This is a genomic window from Actinomycetospora chlora (assembly GCF_039542135.1).
In the GTDB taxonomy this organism is placed as follows: Bacteria; Actinomycetota; Actinomycetes; order Mycobacteriales; family Pseudonocardiaceae; genus Actinomycetospora; species Actinomycetospora chlora.
The window spans coordinates 45,663-63,536 of the sequence record NZ_BAABHO010000017.1 but is presented as its reverse complement, the minus strand read 5'-3'; the positions used below and the strand labels follow the sequence as shown (position 1 = coordinate 63,536).

At 74.7% G+C, this 17,874-nt stretch carries 20 protein-coding genes; all 20 read right to left on the bottom strand.

The features are described from left to right. Positions 1-16: 16 nt before the first annotated feature. Positions 17-412: a MaoC family dehydratase gene (locus ABD994_RS12725; protein WP_345414806.1), complete on the bottom strand. Its 396-nt coding sequence runs from the start codon at positions 410-412 to the stop codon at positions 17-19. Continuing rightward, the gene (locus ABD994_RS12720) at positions 409-831 is read right to left on the bottom strand and encodes a hypothetical protein (protein WP_345414804.1); all 423 of its coding nucleotides are present in this window, start codon (positions 829-831) and stop codon (positions 409-411) included. Before ABD994_RS12720 ends, ABD994_RS12725 begins: the two co-directional genes overlap by 4 nt. Beyond that, a complete protein-coding gene (locus ABD994_RS12715; RefSeq protein ID WP_345414801.1) occupies positions 828-1,994 on the bottom strand; it encodes an acyl-CoA dehydrogenase family protein in 1,167 nt (388 codons plus the stop codon). The genes ABD994_RS12720 and ABD994_RS12715 overlap by 4 nt, the downstream gene beginning before the upstream one ends. Further along, entirely contained in the window at positions 1,979-3,649 is a 1,671-nt protein-coding gene (locus tag ABD994_RS12710; RefSeq protein WP_345414799.1) for a class I adenylate-forming enzyme family protein, read from the bottom strand. Before ABD994_RS12710 ends, ABD994_RS12715 begins: the two co-directional genes overlap by 16 nt. A 78-nt stretch (positions 3,650-3,727) precedes the next feature. Next, the gene (locus tag ABD994_RS12705; RefSeq protein WP_345414797.1) at positions 3,728-5,077 is read right to left on the bottom strand and encodes a DUF1254 domain-containing protein; all 1,350 of its coding nucleotides are present in this window, start codon (positions 5,075-5,077) and stop codon (positions 3,728-3,730) included. Then, positions 5,077-6,567, bottom strand: a complete 1,491-nt coding sequence (locus ABD994_RS12700; RefSeq protein WP_345414795.1) for a class I adenylate-forming enzyme family protein — start codon at positions 6,565-6,567, stop codon at positions 5,077-5,079. The genes ABD994_RS12705 and ABD994_RS12700 overlap by 1 nt, the downstream gene beginning before the upstream one ends. Continuing rightward, on the bottom strand, positions 6,564-6,890 hold the full coding sequence (locus tag ABD994_RS12695) for an EthD domain-containing protein (RefSeq protein ID WP_345414793.1): 327 nt from the start codon (positions 6,888-6,890) through the stop codon (positions 6,564-6,566). The genes ABD994_RS12700 and ABD994_RS12695 overlap by 4 nt, the downstream gene beginning before the upstream one ends. A 25-nt stretch (positions 6,891-6,915) precedes the next feature. Further along, positions 6,916-7,308, bottom strand: a complete 393-nt coding sequence (locus ABD994_RS12690) for a hypothetical protein (RefSeq protein WP_345414791.1) — start codon at positions 7,306-7,308, stop codon at positions 6,916-6,918. Positions 7,309-7,376: 68 nt separating this feature from the next. After that, positions 7,377-8,069 (bottom strand): nitroreductase family protein, encoded by a 693-nt coding sequence (locus ABD994_RS12685; RefSeq protein WP_345414789.1) that lies wholly within the window; start codon positions 8,067-8,069, stop codon positions 7,377-7,379. Between the two features lies 1 nt (position 8,070). After that, positions 8,071-8,430 (bottom strand): nuclear transport factor 2 family protein, encoded by a 360-nt coding sequence (locus ABD994_RS12680; protein WP_345414787.1) that lies wholly within the window; start codon positions 8,428-8,430, stop codon positions 8,071-8,073. A gap of 20 nt (positions 8,431-8,450) precedes the next feature. Next, entirely contained in the window at positions 8,451-9,086 is a 636-nt protein-coding gene (locus ABD994_RS12675) for a TetR/AcrR family transcriptional regulator (RefSeq protein WP_345414785.1), read from the bottom strand. 56 nt (positions 9,087-9,142) lie between these two features. Next, positions 9,143-10,258 carry an acyl-CoA dehydrogenase family protein gene (locus ABD994_RS12670; protein ID WP_345414783.1) on the bottom strand — a complete coding sequence of 372 codons (1,116 nt, stop codon included), beginning with the start codon at positions 10,256-10,258 and terminating at the stop codon, positions 9,143-9,145. After that, entirely contained in the window at positions 10,255-11,562 is a 1,308-nt protein-coding gene (locus ABD994_RS12665) for an acyl-CoA dehydrogenase family protein (RefSeq protein ID WP_345414781.1), read from the bottom strand. The genes ABD994_RS12670 and ABD994_RS12665 overlap by 4 nt, the downstream gene beginning before the upstream one ends. Next, on the bottom strand, positions 11,559-12,716 hold the full coding sequence (locus ABD994_RS12660) for a thiolase family protein (RefSeq protein ID WP_345414779.1): 1,158 nt from the start codon (positions 12,714-12,716) through the stop codon (positions 11,559-11,561). The genes ABD994_RS12665 and ABD994_RS12660 overlap by 4 nt, the downstream gene beginning before the upstream one ends. After that, positions 12,713-13,144 (bottom strand): Zn-ribbon domain-containing OB-fold protein, encoded by a 432-nt coding sequence (locus ABD994_RS12655; RefSeq protein ID WP_345414777.1) that lies wholly within the window; start codon positions 13,142-13,144, stop codon positions 12,713-12,715. Before ABD994_RS12655 ends, ABD994_RS12660 begins: the two co-directional genes overlap by 4 nt. After that, positions 13,141-13,938 (bottom strand): SDR family NAD(P)-dependent oxidoreductase, encoded by a 798-nt coding sequence (locus ABD994_RS12650; protein ID WP_345414775.1) that lies wholly within the window; start codon positions 13,936-13,938, stop codon positions 13,141-13,143. Before ABD994_RS12650 ends, ABD994_RS12655 begins: the two co-directional genes overlap by 4 nt. Next, positions 13,935-15,164 carry an acyl-CoA dehydrogenase family protein gene (locus ABD994_RS12645; protein WP_345414774.1) on the bottom strand — a complete coding sequence of 410 codons (1,230 nt, stop codon included), beginning with the start codon at positions 15,162-15,164 and terminating at the stop codon, positions 13,935-13,937. The genes ABD994_RS12650 and ABD994_RS12645 overlap by 4 nt, the downstream gene beginning before the upstream one ends. Next, entirely contained in the window at positions 15,161-15,940 is a 780-nt protein-coding gene (locus ABD994_RS12640; protein ID WP_345414773.1) for an SDR family NAD(P)-dependent oxidoreductase, read from the bottom strand. Before ABD994_RS12640 ends, ABD994_RS12645 begins: the two co-directional genes overlap by 4 nt. Then, complete coding sequence (locus ABD994_RS12635; RefSeq protein ID WP_345414771.1) at positions 15,937-16,965, bottom strand: phosphotransferase family protein; 1,029 nt, start codon at positions 16,963-16,965, stop codon at positions 15,937-15,939. The genes ABD994_RS12640 and ABD994_RS12635 overlap by 4 nt, the downstream gene beginning before the upstream one ends. 86 nt (positions 16,966-17,051) lie before the next feature. Beyond that, on the bottom strand, positions 17,052-17,840 hold the full coding sequence (locus ABD994_RS12630) for an enoyl-CoA hydratase/isomerase family protein (RefSeq protein WP_345414767.1): 789 nt from the start codon (positions 17,838-17,840) through the stop codon (positions 17,052-17,054). Positions 17,841-17,874: the final 34 nt, after the last annotated feature.

Here is a 17,874-nt window from a genome sequence, read left to right as displayed (position 1 = left end):
GCTCACGATGCGGGGCTCACGATGCGGGGAGGAGCACGTCGGCCAGGCCGCGCAGGACCGCACGGTCACCGCACTCCAGGGTCAGCTCGCAATGGACGGTCTCCCCCGCCCCGGTGGGTTCCCGGCCGGTGACGAGGCCGCGGACCACGACCTCGTCGCCGGCGGCGACCGAGCCCCGCAGGGTGACCTCCAGCCGGGTCAGCCGGCCGTCGGGGTACGCGGCACGGACGGCGTTGGCCAGCATCGCCATGCTCGAGGGCCCCTGGTTGATCGGGCGGTCCCCCAGCCCGACCGCCGCGACGGTCGCGGCGTCGAAGTGCAGCGGGTTGGGGTCGCCGAGCAGCAGCGCGAGCACCTTCATCTTCTCGGCGTCGACCGTCGCCCGCCAGGCCGGGAGCTCGTCGGCGGTCACGACGCTCCCCGGCCCCGCGGCAGCGCGTAGACGTTCCGGACGAGCGCGACCGTCTCCCCGTCGGGGCCGCGGAGCTCGAGGCGCGCGGTGAGCAGGTCGAACTCGCCCATCGTGCGCCCGGACTTGCGGACGACGGACTCCACGGTCCCGCTCACCCGGTACTCCACCCCGGTTCGGAGCTCCCCGGGGAGCTCGAGGGTCGACGCGGTGAGCATCGGGCCGTCGGCCATCTCGGTGCCCCACGAGCGGAACAGCTCCGCGACGCCGAGCCCGGACCCGCGCACGGCGGCCACGAACGCCATGAGCGGGTGCGGCTCCTCGGCGGGCACGGAGTACAGCGCGTCGTGACCCAGCCAGTTCTCGTGCGGCTGGAGGGTCCACGACCCCTCGGGGATGGCGGCCCCCGCGACGGCGCTCACGCGAACGACCGCGGGAGCCCGAGTTCCTCGGCGATGCCGTTGCGCGCCATCTCGTTGGTGATCGGGCCGATCCGGAAGAGCCGGACGTCGCGCCAGTAGCGCTGCATGTCGGTCTCGGCCGAGTAGCCCATGCCGCCGAGCACCTGCAGGCCGAGGTCGGCGGCCTGGCCCCCGAGCTCGGAGGCCACGACCTTGGCCATGTTCGCCTCCTGGTGGCAGGGGCGCCCCAGCGACTGCAGCCACGCCGCGCGGTTGACCATCAGCTCGGCCTGGTCGCGCCACATGGCGATGTTCGCGATGTGGTGCTGGACCGCCTGGAACCGGCCGATGACACCGCCGAAGGCCTCGCGCTCCTTGGCGTAGCGCACCGCGTCCTCCAGGACGCCGTCCATGATCCCGACGCAGAAGCTGGACAGCATGATGCGTTCGTTGTTCAACGTCGGCAGCAGCATGTACCAGGCCTTGTCCTGCTCGCCGAGCAGGTTCTCGTCGGGCACGAAGACGTCGTCGAGGAAGACGTCGCAGGACCCGAGCGAGCGCATGCCGACCTTGGGGATCTCGCGGATCGTCACGCCGTCGCTGCGCGTGGGCAGGATGAACAGCGAGACGCCCTGGTGGCGCTTCTCGGTGTACTCGGCGGTGCGCGCGAGCAGCAGGACGTAGTCAGCGACGTGGGCCATCGAGCTCCACGTCTTCTGCCCGCTGACCACCCAGCCGCCGTCGACCTTCGTGGCCTTCGTGCGCAGCCCGCCCAGCACGTCGGTGCCGCCGCCGGGCTCGGTGAACCCGATCGCCCACTTCTCGCGGCCCTCGGCGATCGCGGGCAGGTGCCGTCGCTTCTGCTCCTCGGTGCCGTAGAGCCCGACCGACTTGCCGCCCGCGAACGACGAGATGCCCCAGACCCAGGTCAGCCCGGCCAGCGACCGCGACAGCCCGCGCGCGAGGATCATCTGCGTCAGCACGTCGCCGCCCTGCCCGCCGTACTCCTCGGGCAGCCCGATGCCGTGGAACCCGGCCTCGGTGAACTTGTCCCACAGCGCGTGCGGGAACGCGTGCTCGTCGCGCTCGAGCTCGCGGGCCCACTCCTTGGGGGCCTCGCGGTCCACCCACTCCCGCACGGTCTTGCGGAAGAGGTCCTGCTGCTCGGTCAGGTCGAAATCCACGGGCTGTCCTCCAGGGGTTCGGTGATGCCGAGCTCGGCGAGGATGCGGTCCCGCAGGCGGAACTTCTGCACCTTGGTCGCCGACGTCGGCCACTCGGTGACGAACCGGACGTACCGCGGGACCTTGTAGCGGGCGAGGCCGGCCCGGCAGTACGCGAGGACGTCGTCCGCGGTCAGCGACGCCCCGGGCGCGAGCTCGACGAACGCGGCCGGCACCTCGCCGTAGCGGGCGTCGGGCACGCCCACGACGCCGGCGAGGGCGATGTCGGGGTGGCCCGTCAGGTAGGTCTCCACCTCGAGGGCGCCGACGTTCTCGCCGCCGACCTTGAGCATGTCCTTGGTACGCCCGCGGAAGGTGAGGTTGCCCGCGGCGTCGACCGAGGCGAGGTCGCCGGTGGCGAACCACCCGTCGCGGTCGAAGCTGGCCGCCGTCTTCTCGGGGTCGTTGCGGTAGCCGGTGAAGACGTTGAACCCGCGGATCCACAGCGGGCCGGTCCCGCCCGGGGGCAGGACCTCGCCGGTCAGCGGGTCCCGGACCTGGGCCTCCACGCCGGCGAACGGCTTGCCCGAGGTGAGCCGCTCCTCGAGCGGGTCGCCGGGCCGGCCCATGATCGCGACCCCGCCGGTCTCGGTGGAGCCGTAGCAGCTGACGTGGGCGGTGTGCGGGAGCCGCTCCTGGTAGCCGCGCAGCAGGTCGGGCGGGCCGACGGTGAGCACCGCCCGCACCCGCCGGAAGGTGTCCGGCGTGTAGCGCGGGTGGTGCAGCAGCGGCGCGGTCAGCGTCGGGTAGGCGGGCCAGAGCAGCGTCGCGCGCTCCCGCTCGATCTCGTCGAGGGCGAGGTCCGGGTCGAAGTGGGTCATCGAGACCCACGCCGCCCCCGCGTCGAACACCGCCATCATCGGCGCCTGGGCGCTGACGTGGAACATCGGCAGCGGGTTCCACATCCGGTCGTCCGCGGTCATCCGCAGGGCCTCGCGGCCCAGCGCCCGCCCCAGCCCGACCACGGAGCCGTGCCGCAGCGGGCAGCCCTTCGGCGCGGCCGTGGTGCCCGAGGTGTACATCATGATGTACGGGTCGTCCGGCCCGACCGCGGCCGCGGTGGCACGGACGTCGGCCGGGTCGACCGCCTCGCCCGCCGCCAGGAAGACGGGCCGGTCGAGGAACCCGGCGGCGGGACGCTCGCCCAGGACGACCACGTGGCGCAGGCCGGGCGCCGCGGCCAGGGGCGGGGTCGACCCGGGCGCGCCCGCGGCCAGCTCCGGCAGCGCGAGGTGGAGGCGGGCCACGAAGTCGACGTGATCGACCACGTCGTCGGTGGTGAGCAGGACCGTCATCGCGGAGTCGACCACCACGTGCGCGATCTCGCGGGGCGCCAGGCGCGCGTTGACCGGCACGAAGAGCGCCCCGGCCATCGACGCGCCCAGCATCACGGGCACGAAGTCCGGGCAGTTCGGCATCAGCGCGCCGACCGCGTCGCCGGGCCGGACGCCGAGCGCGACGAGGGAGCGGGCCACCGCGACCGCGGCCGCGTCGACCTCGCCGTAGGAGCGGCGACCGTCCGGGAACACGACGCAGTCGCGGTCCGGGGATGTCCCGGCCGCCCGCGCGAAGAGCCGCGGCAGGGTGGGCACGGTGTCGGTGACGGTGTCGGCCACGGGCCACCTCCTGTGCTGGCTCACCAACCATACGGTTGGTAGGGCGTCCTCGCCAAGGGTCGACGGCGCCGCGCCGGGTCAGGACGCCGGGACGGGGGGCGCGGCGGCGGCGACGCCGGGCGGCACCCAGGAGCCGTCGACGACCGCGGCGCCCGGCGAGTAGATCCGCAGGATCAGGTAGAACGCGCCCTGCGGGCAGGGCAGCCAGGAGGTCGCGCCGGTGTCCTCGTGGGCGATGACCATCTCGACCGGTCCCGAGTCGTCCCCGGGGTCGGCGGCGGCGCCACCGAGGCTGTGCCGCCCCTGCGGATCGGCGTACAGCCGCCCGGTCTCGACGTGGTAGAGGGTGACGCTCCAGAACGCGCGGGCCGGCGGCGGCGTGGGGAGGACCAGGCGGTAGGGAGCCCGCGCGCCGGCGAGGCCGACCCCGTCGGCGTCGACGTGGGTGTTGAACGAGGTGTTCTCCTCCGCGACGTTGGCCCCCAGCCCGACGTGGTTCATCACCGCGCGCGCCAGCACGTTGTGGCCGTGGGCGCCCTTGTCGCGGACCCTCGTCCAGCCCGTCCCGGTGGGCGTGCCGAGCAGCGGGCGGCCGGCGCGCAGCAGGCTCTGAGCCCGCGCGAAGGAGTCCTGCAGGGCGCCCGCGGTCACCTCGTCGAGGGCCGCCTCGTCCCACGGCTCCGGGCCGAGCAGGCCGAGGGCGCGGAACTGGCGGACGTGCGCCCACTCGTCCGCGGGGACGCCGTTGAGCCGCAGGACCGCGTCGAGGCCGCGGTAGAAGGCGCGCCAGTCCTCCTCGACCTCGTCGGCCCCGACGATCGGCACCGGGTCGTCGAGCGAGCGGGCACCGGTGAGGGTCACCGCGTCCTGCAGCCGGTGCACCGCGGCCAGATCGTCCCCGAGGACCTGGATCCGCAGCAGGAGCCAGACGATGTCGGTGCCGACCGGCACCACCGTCACCCCCGCGGGCGCCTCGCCGCGCCACCGCGCCGGGACGAGCCAGAAGCGCCGGTCGTCCCCGACGGTCCGCCGGCTGATGTTGCCCGCGTTGCTGTGGGCGTCGACGACCTGGACGGTGGCGTAGCGATCGCCGAAGGCCGGGAGGTGCAGCTCGGCCGGCCCGGCACGGAGGTCGAGCCAGGCGTTCGAGTAGAGGGTGTCGACGTTCGGGGCGCGGAACCCCGCGAAGTCCGGCCCGGCCGGCGTCCGCTCGTGGGCGAAGGTCGCGAGCCGGCCCGGGGCCCCGGGCGCGAGGACCTGCTCGGACATCTGCGCGTACTGCAGCACCGCGGGCGTGCCCCAGACGACGGCCTGCAGCCCGAGGGCCCCGCACCACGCCGCCCGGCCCGCCGCGTCGTGCGGGACGAGGTCGTCGCGCCCCGAGCGACCCACGCCCGTGCCGGCCAGGTCGTCGGTCGGCACGCCCATCAGGCCCGCGCCCCCTCCCGCAGGTCGCGGGCGAGCCGCGCGGCGTCGGCCCGCGACAGCTTGCCGACGCGGTTCTGCGGCAGTCCCTCGACCCGGAACGCGTACTCGGGCCACTTCCCCTTGGTGAGCCCGAGCTCGCCGAGGTGGCGCTGGATCTCGGGCAGGTCCAGGTCGTCCCGCGACGTGACGAGCAGGACCGCGACCCGCTCGCCGAGGACCTCGTCGGGCACCGGGACCACGCAGACCTGGTCGACGTGCGGGTGGCGCGCGACGGCGGACTCGACCTCGGTGATGTCGATGTTGCGGCCGCCGCGGATGATGATGTCCTTCTCGCGGCCGCGGATGGACGCGGTCCCGTCGGGCGCGACCTCGACGAGGTCGCCGGTCGGCAGGAAACCGTCCGCGGTGAGGGCGGGCGGCACGACCTCGCCGTCGCGGGCGTAGCCGAGGAACAACGACGGCCCGCGGACCTGCGCGCGGCCGGGCATCCCGGCGGCAAGTGGGGCCCCGTCCTCGTCGACGGCGCGCAGCTCGGTGCCGGGGAAGGGCGTGCCGTCGGTGCCCAGCCGCGTCACCGGGTCGTCCCCGGGCCGCGAGGTCGTGTGGCCGAGGCACTCGGACATGCCGAAGACCCGCAGGAGCCGGGTCCCGAGCCGTTCCTCGGCCCGTCCGAGTGCCCCGGCGTCCATCGGGCCGCCGCCGATGGTCATCGCCGTCATCGCGTGCAGGTCGCCGCCATGGGGCGCGGCGGCACCCATCTGCAGCGCCATCGTCGGCACGCACATCGTCCAGCGCGCGTCGTGCTCGGCCATGAGCTCCACCGCGTCCCGGGGGTCCCACCGGTCGAGGAGCAGGACCCGGCCGCCGAGCAGGAGCGGGAGGTAGAGCCCGAAGCAGACGGCGGCGGCCGAGGACAGCGGCACGAGCGCGGCGACGGTGTCGCCGGGGCGCAGCCCGACCGCCTCGATGGTGGCCCGCCCGGCGTAGCGCAGCGCGGCCTCCGACTGGACGACGCCCTTGGCCCGGCCCGTGGACCCCGACGTCAGGCCGATGACGGCACCGCCACGCCACCGCTCTGCCGACCGGGCCGGACGGGCCGCGAGGCGCCAGCCGTCGAGGGCCTCGCCCTCGACCGGCCGGTGTCGCCGCAGGTCCAGGTCGTCGGCGAGGCCGGGGGCGACCAGGACGGCGTCCGGGTCGACGTCCTCGCACGCGCCGGCGAACTCCTGCGCGGTGGTGTGCCGACTGAGCAGGCCCAGCGTGCCGTCGAGCCGTCCGACGGCGAGGGCCGCGACGAGCGTGCGCCACGAGTTGTCGGCCTGGACCATGAGCGTCGGTCGCGGCCCGGTCCGCGCCTCGACCGCGGTCGCCAGCTCGCCCGCCCGCGCCAGGACGTCCGCGAGCCGGTGCGACCCGTCCGCGTCGATCGCGACGACGTCGCCGGGCGCGGCGGCGGCGCGGCGCTCGAGGTCCGCGAGGAGCTGTCTCACCGGTCGGCCCCGAGCATCTCGCGCTCGTCACCGAGCAGGGCGATCCGCTTACCCCGCATCGCGCCCACGTGGCGCACGGCCGCGGCCCACTCCTCGCTCTCGAGCGCCGCGCGGGCCGCGGCCTCGTCGTCGAAGCTGAGCACGGACAGACCGTCCCACCCCTCGGAGCGGGGCTCGAGCGCGCTCGACACCGCCGTGTGCCGCCACGCCCGGAGGCCGGGCAGGGGGTAGGTCATCTCGGCGTGCTCGCCGCGCCACCAGTCGATGAACTGCTCGTGGGTCCACTCGGGCGGGCGCGCGGCCAGCAGGACGAGGTTGAACACGGGGCCTCCTCGGGCGAGGGCGGGGTCAGCGGGCTTCGACGTCGAGCTCGGGCGAGCGGCCGATCATGAGATCGGTGACCCGCCCGTCGGCGCCCAGGCGGGCAGCGGCGACGAACGTCGACTCGAACGCGCCGCCCCGGCGGGCCTGCCCGAGGACGAGCTCGTCGCGGGCCACCGTGGAGGCGCTGAGCACGTGGTGGGTCAGCACGCCCTTCTCGCGCTGGGCGAGGTAGCCCTCCATCGCCGCGCGCCCGCCCGCGAAGTCGCGCGCGTCGCCGCCGCCGGTGCCGAAGACGATGGAGAAGCGGAAGTCGGGCGCGATCATGTCGAGGATGTCGTCCGGCGAGTCCCCGTCGAGGCTGGCGAACCAGCGCCGCAGGAAGGGGGCCGCGGGCGCGGCCGGATCGGCGTCGATCACGACAACTCCTGATATGAGTTCAGTTTGGTTGAATCGAGAGTAGGGAGCGCGGCCCTCCGCGGCAAGGGTCAGCGGGCCGCCAGGCCCCGGACGTCCGGCGCGCTCGGCAGGCTCGCGTCCCACCCGTCGACGTGCAGGACGTCGTCGACGGCCGGCCGGCGGGCCCGGCCGAACCGCTCCCCCACCGTGTGGGCCACCGGCGTGAGGCAGACCTGCTGCACGCGGTCGTACGGGATCCCCAGCAGGTCGGCGGCCTCGCGCTCCCGGGCGAGGTGCATCGTCGTCCAGCACGTGCCCAGGCCCCGGGCCCGGGCGGCCAGCATGAAGCTCCACGTCGCCGGCAGCACGCCCCCGAGCAGCGACGCGCTGGCCATCGCCGAGACCCCGTCGAGGCGGGCACCCTCCAGGCAGGCGATGACGATGGTGTCGACCTCGTGCAGGGCGTTCGCGAGCGCGTCGGCGGAGCGGGTCGTGCGTTCCTGCGTGCGGGCCGCCCCGGCGTCCCCGGTGGACACCCGTCCGATGTAGCCCTCCGACTCGCGGTAGGTCCCCTCGTAGACCGCGGTGTAGAGGTCGGCCAGCCCGGCCCGCAGCGCCGGGTCCCGGACGACGACGAAGCGGGTTCGGGGCAGGTTGGACCCGGCCGGCGCCTGGAGCGCCACGTCGACGCACTCCCGGATCGTCTCGAGCGGGACGGGCCGGCCGGTGTCGAGGCGGCGCCGGACCGCCCGGGTGGTCGTGAGGACCTCGTCGGCGTCCACGTCAGCCCCCCACCGGGAGGTCGAACATGCCGAAGTCGGGCCGGAAGAACGCCTGGTAGCGCGAGACCAGCCCGTCGGTGACGAGGGCCGTCGCCGTGAACGACCCGGTCCCGCGGCCGTCGGCCTCGGTCACGACGCCGTGCACCATCTCGAGGTCGCCGTCCACCGCGCGCCGGTGGACGACGTGGCGACGGCCCACGGCGGGCCGGCCCGCCACGTAGGCCTCGAGGTCGGCGCGACCGGAGCCCCGCACGTCCTGCCCCGGGATCGCGATGAGGAACTCGACGTCCGGGGCGACCAGGTCGAGCCCGCTGAGCGGATCCGCCCCGTCCAGCCGTCCGTAGTACTTCTCGATGATCATCTGCCGTCCTCCTCGACGGGTCACGGCTCGTCGGCGGCGACCATGCGGGCCGCGCAGCCCTCCATGAAGTGCGCGATGTCGTCGAGGTCGAGCGCCCCGTCCGGCCGGTACCAGCGCCATACACCGGTGATCAGCCCCAGGAGGCTGCGCGCCATGACCACGGGATCGCGGTCCGGGAACTCGCCCTCGGCGATGCCGCGCCGCAGCAGCTCCACCCAGTTGCGCTCGACCCGGGCGACGAGGTCGCGGGAGGCGAGCCGCTCCTTCTCCTCGCGCTCGGAGGCCCGCTCGGTGGCGAGCAGGCCGATGTTCGCGACGAGGATCCGGTTCTGCTGGACCTCCTGCGGCGAGAGCGCGTACGCCGCCCCCACCGCGGCCCGCAGGCCGGCGAGCGCCGTCGGCGCGTCGGCCGTGGCCGCGTGGAACGCGGCGTCCGAGTTGCGCAGGCCCAGGCGCATGACGGTCAGCAGGCAGTGGGCCTTGGACTCGAAGTAGTGGTATAGCGCGGTCTGGCCGATCCCCACACGACTCGCCACCGCCGACCACTTCGTGCCCTCGTACCCGGCCTCGCCGAAGCACTCCACGGCGGCCGCCAGGATGGCGGGCCGCTTCGACCGCGGGCCGTCGTCGATCTCGGTGAGTGCCTCGATGCTCATGGGCGCCTCTCTCGGCCGATGGGTCCCACCCACCCTAGCCAGCGCCTGAACCGGGTTCATGTGCGCGCGACGCCGATCGCGGCCAGCAGGGCCTCGCCGTGCGCGGCGCCCAGCAGGACGGCGTCGGTGGCCGCCCGCCGGACGTGCAGGTGGGCGACGTGCTCCCACGTGAACCCGATGCCCCCGTGCACCTGGACGGTCTCGGCCGCCACCCACGAGTACGCCTCGCCGCAGGTCAGGGCGGCCGTCGCCACCGCGGCGGGCGCCTCCGGCGACGCCTCGGCGAGGGCGGCCGCCGCCCACCACGACGCCGACCGCGCCGCCTCCACCCGCACCGCCATGTCGGCGCACCGGTGCTTGATCGCCTGGAACGTCGCGATCGGGCGGCCGAACTGGACCCGCTGCGCGGCGTACGCGACGGAGAGCTCCATCGCCGCCGCGGCACCGCCGGTCTGCTCGCACGCGAGCGCGGCCCGGCCGCGCTCGAGCACGCGGGCGACGACGTCGCGGGCGTCGCCGGGGCGACCGAGCCGCCGCGCGGGGACCCCGTCGAGCAGCACGTCGGCCAGCTGGCGGTTCGGGTCCAGCGCCCGCAGCGGCGAGCGGACCAGCCCCTCGGCGGCGCCGTCGACGGCGAACACCGCCGGCTCGCCCTCGACGGCCGCGACCACGAGCAGCAGGTCCGCCGTCGCGCCCTCGACCACCTGGAGCTTCGTGCCGCTCAGGCGCCACCCGCCGTCCTCGTCGCCCTCCGCGCGGGTGCCGAGGTGGTCGGGGTCCCACTCGCCGTGGTCCTCGCGGAACGCGAACGCACCGGTCCGCTCGCCGCTCGCCAGGTCCGCGAGCAGCTCGCGGCGCAGCTGGTCGGTGCCGGAGAGCTCCAGCAGGGCGCCGACGGCGAGGACGGCGGTGGAGAACCACGGCAGCCGGACCGGCCGGCGGCCCAGCTCCTCGGCGACCACCGCGACCTCGCGGAAGCTCGCGCCGGCCCCGCCGAGCTCCTCGGGCACGTCGAGCGCGGCCACTCCGAGCTCGGCGGCGAACCGGCGCCAGAGGTCGCGGTCCCACGTCGTGTCGGGGTCGCGGGCGGGCTCGGTCCGGCGCTCCAGGAAGTCCCGGACCACGGACCGCAGGTCCTCGGCGTCGGCGTCGGGGGTGATGCGCAGGCTCACGGGGTCTCCCCGTCGTCGGCCGCCGCGGCCAGGACCTCGGCGTAGCGGGCCCGGGACTCGGCGCGGCGGGTGGGCAGGATGTAGGGCGGGAAGAGCCCGTCGTCGGGCTCGGTCCCGCGCAGCAGGGCCTGGGCCAGGTTCACCTTGTGGACCTCGGTGGCGCCGTCGGCGAGCCCCATGTGGAAGGACTCGAGGACCCACTTGCCGAAGGGCAGCTCCTTCGAGATGCCCAGCGACCCGTGGATCTGGATCGCGCGCCCGGCGGCGTCCGAGAGCACCTTCGGCATCGCCGCCTTGACCGCGGAGATGTCGGCGCGGACCGCGCGGTAGTCCTGGTACCGGTCGATGCGCCACGCGGTCTGCAGCACCAGCAGGCGGAACTGCTCGAGCTGGATCCAGGTGTCGGCGATCATCTCCTGGACCAGCTGCTGGTCGGCGAGCCGGCGCCCCTTCGTCGTCCGCGAGACCGCCCGGCGCTTCATCATCTCGAAGGCCGAGGTGACCAGGCCGACCGTGCGCATCGCGTGGTGGATGCGCCCGCCGCCGAGGCGGGTCTGGGCGACGGCGAAGGCCTCGCCGCGCTCGCCGAGGATGTTCTCGGCGGGGACGCGGACGTCGGTGTAGCGCAGGTACTGGTGGGTGCCGACCGGCTCGTCGTGGCCCCACACCGAGACGTCCCGGACGCGCTCGACACCGGGGGTGTCCGCGGGGACGACGAACATCGACATGGAGCGGTGCGGTTCCGCGTCCGGCTCGGTGACCGCCATGACGATGAGGAACTCCGCGAACAGCGCGTGCGAGGAGAACCACTTCTCGCCGTTGATGACCCACTCGTCACCGTCGAGGACGGCGGTGGTGCGGAAGCCGGTCGGGTCGGAGCCGCCGTGCGGCTCGGTCATCGAGAAGCAGGAGACGATGTCCCCCGCGATCAGCGGCTCGAGGTAGGCCTTCTTGAGGTGATCGGTGCCGTAGTGGGCGAGGATCTCGGCGTTCCCGGAGTCCGGGGCCTGGCAGCCGAAGACGACCGGGCCGGAGTGGGTGCGGCCGAGCTTCTCGTTGAGCAGCGCGAGACGCAGCTGGCCGTAGCCCTCGCCGCCCAGCTCCGGGCCGAGGTGGCAGGCCCAGAGCCGCCGCTCCTTCACCTTCTCCTGCAGCGGGCGGATCAGCGCGTTGCGCACCGGGTCCCGCGGGTTCCAGGCGTGCTCGACGACCAGGTCGACGGGTTCGATCTCCTCGCGGACGAACTCCTCGACCCACTCCAGCTCCCGGGCCACCTCGGGCTCGGACTCGAATCCCCAGCTCATGACCGCTCCTCGCGGGTCAGCACGGTGCAGGCCGAGATGCCCGGCGCGCCGTAGACGTGGGTGAACCCGACCTGCGGGTCGCCCGGGACCTGGTGCTCGCCGGCGTCGCCGCGCAGCTGGAGCACGTTCTCGTGAACCTGCCGCAGGCCCGAGGCGCCGATCGGCTCGCCGTTGGCCAGGCAGCCGCCGTCGGTGTTGACCGGCAGGCGGCCCTCGATCGCGGTGGCCCCGGAGAGGATCAGCTCCTCCTGCTCGCCGTGGTCGCAGAGCCCGGTCTCGGCCATGTGCATCAGCTCGGCGCCGGACTCGGTGTCCTGCAGCTGCGCGACGTCGACGTCGGACGGGCTGATGCCGGCGGCCGCGAAGGCCGCGGCCGCGGCGTCGACCGTCGGCGAGGGCGCGCGGCCCAGGGCGAGCCACGGCGAGTAGACCTCGAACGACCCGTAGCGGCGGCTGCGCAGGGTCGCGGCGGCCAGGAACACCGGCCGGTCGGTGTAGCGGTGGGCGTCCTCGGCGCGGCACAGCACGAGCGCGACCGCGCCCTCGCCGGGCGAGCAGTACATGTACTGCGTCAGGGGGTGGGAGATCATCGGCGCGGCGGCGATCTCGGCGGCGTCCATCTCCGCCCGCCGCCACGCCATCGGGTTGCGGGCGCCGTTGCGGAAGGCCTTGGCGGCGACCTCGGCCAGCACGTCGGGCTTCATGCCGTGGTCGTGCAGGTAGCGCTGGATCTTCATGCCGAAGAACTGCGTCGTGACCATCAACCCGGTCTCGCCGTACCAGGAGCCGAGCCCGTGGTCGGCGGGGTCGGCGTCGAACGCCCCGCGGGGGTGCTTGTCGAAGCCGATGACGATGCCGAGGTCGTGCGACCCGGAGCGGATGGCGGCGTCCGCGGCGATGAGGGCGGAGCCGCCGGTCGCGCACCCGTTGAACACGTTGATGAACGGCATCCCGGTGAGGCCGAGCTCCGAGACCAGGGTGTCGGCGTCGCCGGCGGAGTACGACCCACCGAAGCCGAACTGCACGTCGGAGAACCGGAGCCCGGCGTCGTCGAGCGCCCGACGCGCGGCGTGCACGGCCTGCGCGCGCCCGGACACCCCCTCGGTGCGGCCGAAGCGGTGCATGCCGATCCCGACGATGGCGACCCCGCTCACGGCGTGCTCCTCACGAACGCGAAGGTGTGGACCGGTCCGCCGTCCGGGTCGTCCCGGAAGGGGACGAGCGCGAGTTCGACCGGCATGCCGATCTCCAGGGCGTCCGGGTCGGCCCCGGTCAGGCGGGACTCCACGAGCAGCTGCCCGGGGAGCTCCACGTAGCCCACGGCGTAGGGCTCGTGGGCCTCGGTGCCGGTGTAGGGCGGCTTCGGCCGGAAGCCCTGCGTCGTCCAGGACCAGAGCGTCCCGGTCCGCGAGAGCGGGACGTCCTCCATCTCCGCGCCCGTACAGCGGGGGCAGCCATCCTGGCGGGGGAAGGTGTGCGCGCCGCAGTCGGCGCACCGGCTGCCCAGCAGCGCGGGGCCGTCCGGGGTGTCGGTGAGCAGCGACGGGTCGACGAACCTGCGGTCCAGCTCCGGCGCGCTCACGGCGCGGCCAGCCGTCCGCCGTCGACGGCCAGGAGCGCGCCGGTGGTGTAGCTCGCGCCCGGCCCGCACAGGTACAGCGCCGCCCCGACGATCTCGGCCGGCTCCCCCACGCGCTGCAGCGGCCAGTCCTGCGCCATCCGCGCCACCGCGGCCGGGTCCCACGACCGGCTGATGTCGGTGGCGAACGGCCCGGCGAGGATCGTGTTGACCCGCACCGAGGGTCCGTACTCCTGCGCGAAGCCCGCGGTCAGCGTGTTCAGCGCCGACTTGGCGGCGGTGTAGGGCAGGTCGCCCGCCGTCGGCCGGCCGGACCCCATCGAGGAGATGTTGAGGACGACCCCGCCGCGCCGCTGGGCCATCCGGGCCCCGGCGAGCGCGGTGAGCCGGAAGGGGCCCTTCACGTTCACGGCGAAGACCTTGTCGAGCAGCTCCTCGGAGACCTTCTCCAGCGACGGGTAGGTCGGGGCGATCCCGGCGTTGTTCACCAGCACGTCGACCGGCCCGAGCTCCGCCTCGACCTCGTCGAGCAGGGCGTCGACCTCGTCCCAGTGGCCCATGTGCGCGGCGTGCGCCGTCACGCGGCGTCCCGTCACGGCCGAGAGCTCCGTCGCGAGCGCGACGCACGCGTCCTTCTTGCGCGACGCGACCGCGACGTCGGCGCCCGCCGCGGCCAGCGCGACCGCGATCTCCCGGCCCAGGCCGCGGGAGCCGCCGGTGACCAGGGCGGTGCGCCCGGCCATCGGCTGCGGGTCTGGCCGGGCGGCCGCGACGGCGTCGACCACTGATGTCGTCACTTGGGAATGTCCTTCCAGGCGACCCCGCGGTCGGCGCGGGGTTCCGGCGGCAGCCCCAGCAGGCGCTCCGCGATGATCGTGCGCTGGACCTCGTCCGACCCGCCGGCGATCCGGTAGCCCGGGGCGCCCAGCACGTGCTCGGTCCAGCGGTGGCTGCCGTCGCCGGCGTCGGCGACCAGCCGGGTGCCGAGGATCGCCGCGGCGGCCCGGGACACCAGCGCGAGCCGCTCGGTCCAGGCGAGCTTGCGCAGCGACCCCATGGCGCCGTCGGGCGCGCCGGCGAGGCGCGCCTCGCGGTCGCGCTGCGCCGAGACGGCGGCGACCTTCTCCGCCGCCCACACCGCGGCCAGCAGCCGCCGCACCTCGGGGTCGGCGGTGCGGCCGAAACGGCGGGCGTCGGCGAGGAGGTCGGCGAAGCCGCCCCCGAGGTCGGCGTTCGCGCCGGAGTGCCCGCGCTCGAACCCGAGCGTCGCGAGGGTGACGCCCCAGCCGCCGCCGACCTCGCCGAGGCGCCAGGCGTCGGGGATGCGGACGTCGTCGAGGAACACCTCGCAGAACGACGTCCCGCCCGACATCTGGCGCAGCGGCCGGACGTCGACGCCCGGGGTGTCCATCCGCAGCAGGAAGGCGGTGAGGCCCCCGTGCTTGGGCACGTCGGGGTCGGTCCGGCAGATCAGCTCTCCCCAGTCGGCGAACTGGGCGCCCGAGCTCCACACCTTCTGGCCGTTGACGACCCAGGCGTCGCCGTCGCGGACCGCCCGCGTCCCGAGCCCGGCGAGGTCGGAGCCGGCGGCGGGCTCGGAGAACAGCTGGCAGGCGGTGACGTCCCCGCGCAGCAGCGGCCGCACGAGCTGCTCGGTCTGCTGCGGCGTGCCGAACATCTGCACCGTCGGCGCGACGAGGGCGGTCGACACGGACGTCAGCTCGTGCTGGCCCGGCGTCGCGAACTCGCGCTCGACCTCGGCGAACGCCTCCTCGTGCAGCGCCGAGAGCCCCGCGCCGTGGTGCTCGACCGGCCACGAGAGCGCGCCGTAGCCGGCGTCGAACCGCGTCCGCAGCCAACCGCGGATGCGGTCGATGAGCGCCCGCTCCTCGTCGAACGGCAGGTCGTGGAAGACGGCGACCGAGCGCCGGTCGTCCTCGACCCGGCGGGGCACGGTCCCGACGAGCCACTCCCGCGCCCGGTCGGTGAACGCGTCGAGCTCGGTCTCGCTGACGATGGTCATCGCGCCGTCCACCCTCCGTCGACGGTGAGGATCTGTCCGGTGAGGTAGCTGCTGGCCGGCGAGCACAGGACGAGCAGCGCGGTGTCGAGCTCCGCGGGCTCCCCGGCACGGCCGAGCATCGTGTTGCGCCCGATCCAGCGCACCGAGCGCTCGTCGTCGAACAGCTCGGCGTTCATCTCGGTGCGGAACCAGCCGGGGGCCAGGGCGTTGACCCGGACCCCCCGGCGGCCCCAGTGGCCGGCCAGCTCGCGGGTCAGCCCGAGCAGCCCGGCCTTGGACGCGGCGTAGCTCGCCCCGCCCATCGGCGCGGCCGACACCAGCCCGAGGATCGAGCTGACGTTGACCACCGCCAGTCCCTGCGGTCCGGCCACCTCGGCGGCGAGCCGCGCGAGGTGGAACGGGCCGACGAGGTTGGTGCCGAGGACCTCGGCGAAGCGCTCCGAGGTCTCGTCGGCGGGCTTCGCGCCGCTGTCGACGCCGGCGTTGTTGATCAGTACGTCGATCGTGCCCGAGCCCTCCCGGACCGCGTCGACCAGCGCCCGGCGGCCGTCCTCGGTGCCGAGGTCCGCGGCGACGGGACGCATCGCGGGGCACGCGGCGGCGAGCTCCCGGAGCCGGTCGGCGCGCCGGGCCGCGATCCACACCGTGGCCCCGGCGGCGGCGAGCACCGCCGCGAAACGCGCGCCGAGCCCGGACGAGGCGCCGGTGACGACGGCCGTCCGGCCGGTGAGGTCGAAGAGCTCCGCGGGGGACGCGACCGGGGTCGCCGCGGTCACGACGCGCACCCGTCGAGCAGGCCCCGCGCCGAGCCGATGAGCGCCGCGATGGTCGGCGGCAGCTGCTCCTGCACCGGGTCGTGGTGGCGACCCTCGCGGTGGCGGCGCAGGTTGTGCCCCATGATCGCCGCCATCTTCATCCGCGCGAGCGCCCGGAACCACGCCGTCTGCGGCGCCGTCCCGCCGGCGGCGCGGTAGAGCTCCTCCAGCTCGTCCTCGGACGGCAGCCCCGGGACCACCCGGCCGACGCCGGGGAACAGCGCGCCGTCGGTGAAGACCCCGAACCAGCCGAGGTCGACCCGGGGGTCCCCGACGCCCCAGATCTCCCAGTCGACGAGCGCGGTGGGCCGGGGTCCGGAGCACAGCAGGTTGCCGAGGCGGAAGTCGCCGTGCACGAGCACCGGGGCCACGGGCCCCGGGACGTCCGCGTGCAGGGCGGCGAGGAGCTCCTCCGAGCCCGGGCGGAGCTCCGCGGGCACCGCGTGCATCGTCTCCTGCCAGCGCAGCAGCTCGTCGTGCGGCGTCGCGGGCGCGGGCAGCTCCCCGCCCGCGGACCGGATCCCCTCGGCGAGCCGGGCGAGCGGGACGGCGTGCAGGGCGCCGAGGACGCGGGCGGCGCGCACCATGCGCTCCCACGCCAGGTCCGGCTCCAGGTCGGTCGCCACGTCCAGCACCGGCTCCACGGCATCGCCCTCGGCGAGCTCCATGGCGAACCACGCGGGCACGTCGGACTCCCGGGCCGTGACGGCCGGCACCGGCAGGCCGGACCCGGCCAGTGCCGAGAGCGCGTGCGACTGGCGGAGCACGTCGTGGCGGCCCCGCGCCGGCCGTCCCGGGGGCACGGCCTTGACCACGTGGCCCGACCGGCCGTCGTGCAGGACGTAGGTCAGCCCCGAGCGGCCGCCCTCCAGCACCCGCAGCGCCCCCGCGCCGGGCGCGCCCAGGGCGGCGCGCACGCGGCGCGCGAGCACGGGGTCCGCGTCGGCCGTGTCGTCGGTGTGCACGGACACCGTCTCCTGCGTCATCGGGGTTCCCTCCCACCGGATCGTCGTCGGCCCGGGCGGACCCGCCGACGGCCCCGGACGGGCCGTCGGCGTCGGCTACGACGGGCTCAGCGCCCGGTCCACTTCGGGTCGCGCTTCTCGAGGAAGGCGGACACGCCCTCGGCGGCGTCGTCGGAGTTCAGCGTGACCCCGACCGCGAGGTGCTCGAGGACCATCAGCGAGGCGATGTCGGCGTCCAGACCGCGGTCGACCGCCATCTTGGTGAGCTTCATCTGGAACGGGCTCTTGTCCGTCAGGTGCGAGACGAACTCCTCGACCGTGTCGTCGAGCTGGTCGGCCGGCGCGCTCGCGTTGACCAGGTCGAACGCGGCGGCCTGCTCCCCGGTGAGCAGCTTGCCGGTGAGCATGAGCTCCTTGGTCTTGCGGATCCCGATCATGCGGGGCAGCCGGTAGATCGGGCCCGCGCCACCGAACAGGGCGCGACGGATGTGGAAGTCCCCGATGAGGGCCGCGTCGTCCGCGATCGCGAAGTCGCAGGAGATCATGACCTCGAAGCCGCCCGCGGTCACGTAGCCCTCGAGGACCGCGACCGACGGCTTGGACATGTTGTAGAAGCGGTCGCACACCTTCGCCGAGACCACCGCGACGTCCATCGCCGTGCTCGAGCCGATGAAGTCCGACTGCAGGCTGTCGAGGTCGAAGCCCGAGGAGAAGGTGTTGCCTCGGCCGCGGACCACCACCGCCCGGATCTCGTCGTCCGCCTCGATCTCGGTGATGATCTCGTCGAGCCGGTGCAGCATCGGCACCGTGATGCAGTTGCGCTTGTGCGGCCGGTTGAACCAGACCCGGGCGACGTGCCCGTCGCGCTCGAACTGGATGTCGTCCTCGACTGCCATCGGGCCCTCCCAAGTTGAACTGAGTTCAGGTCGA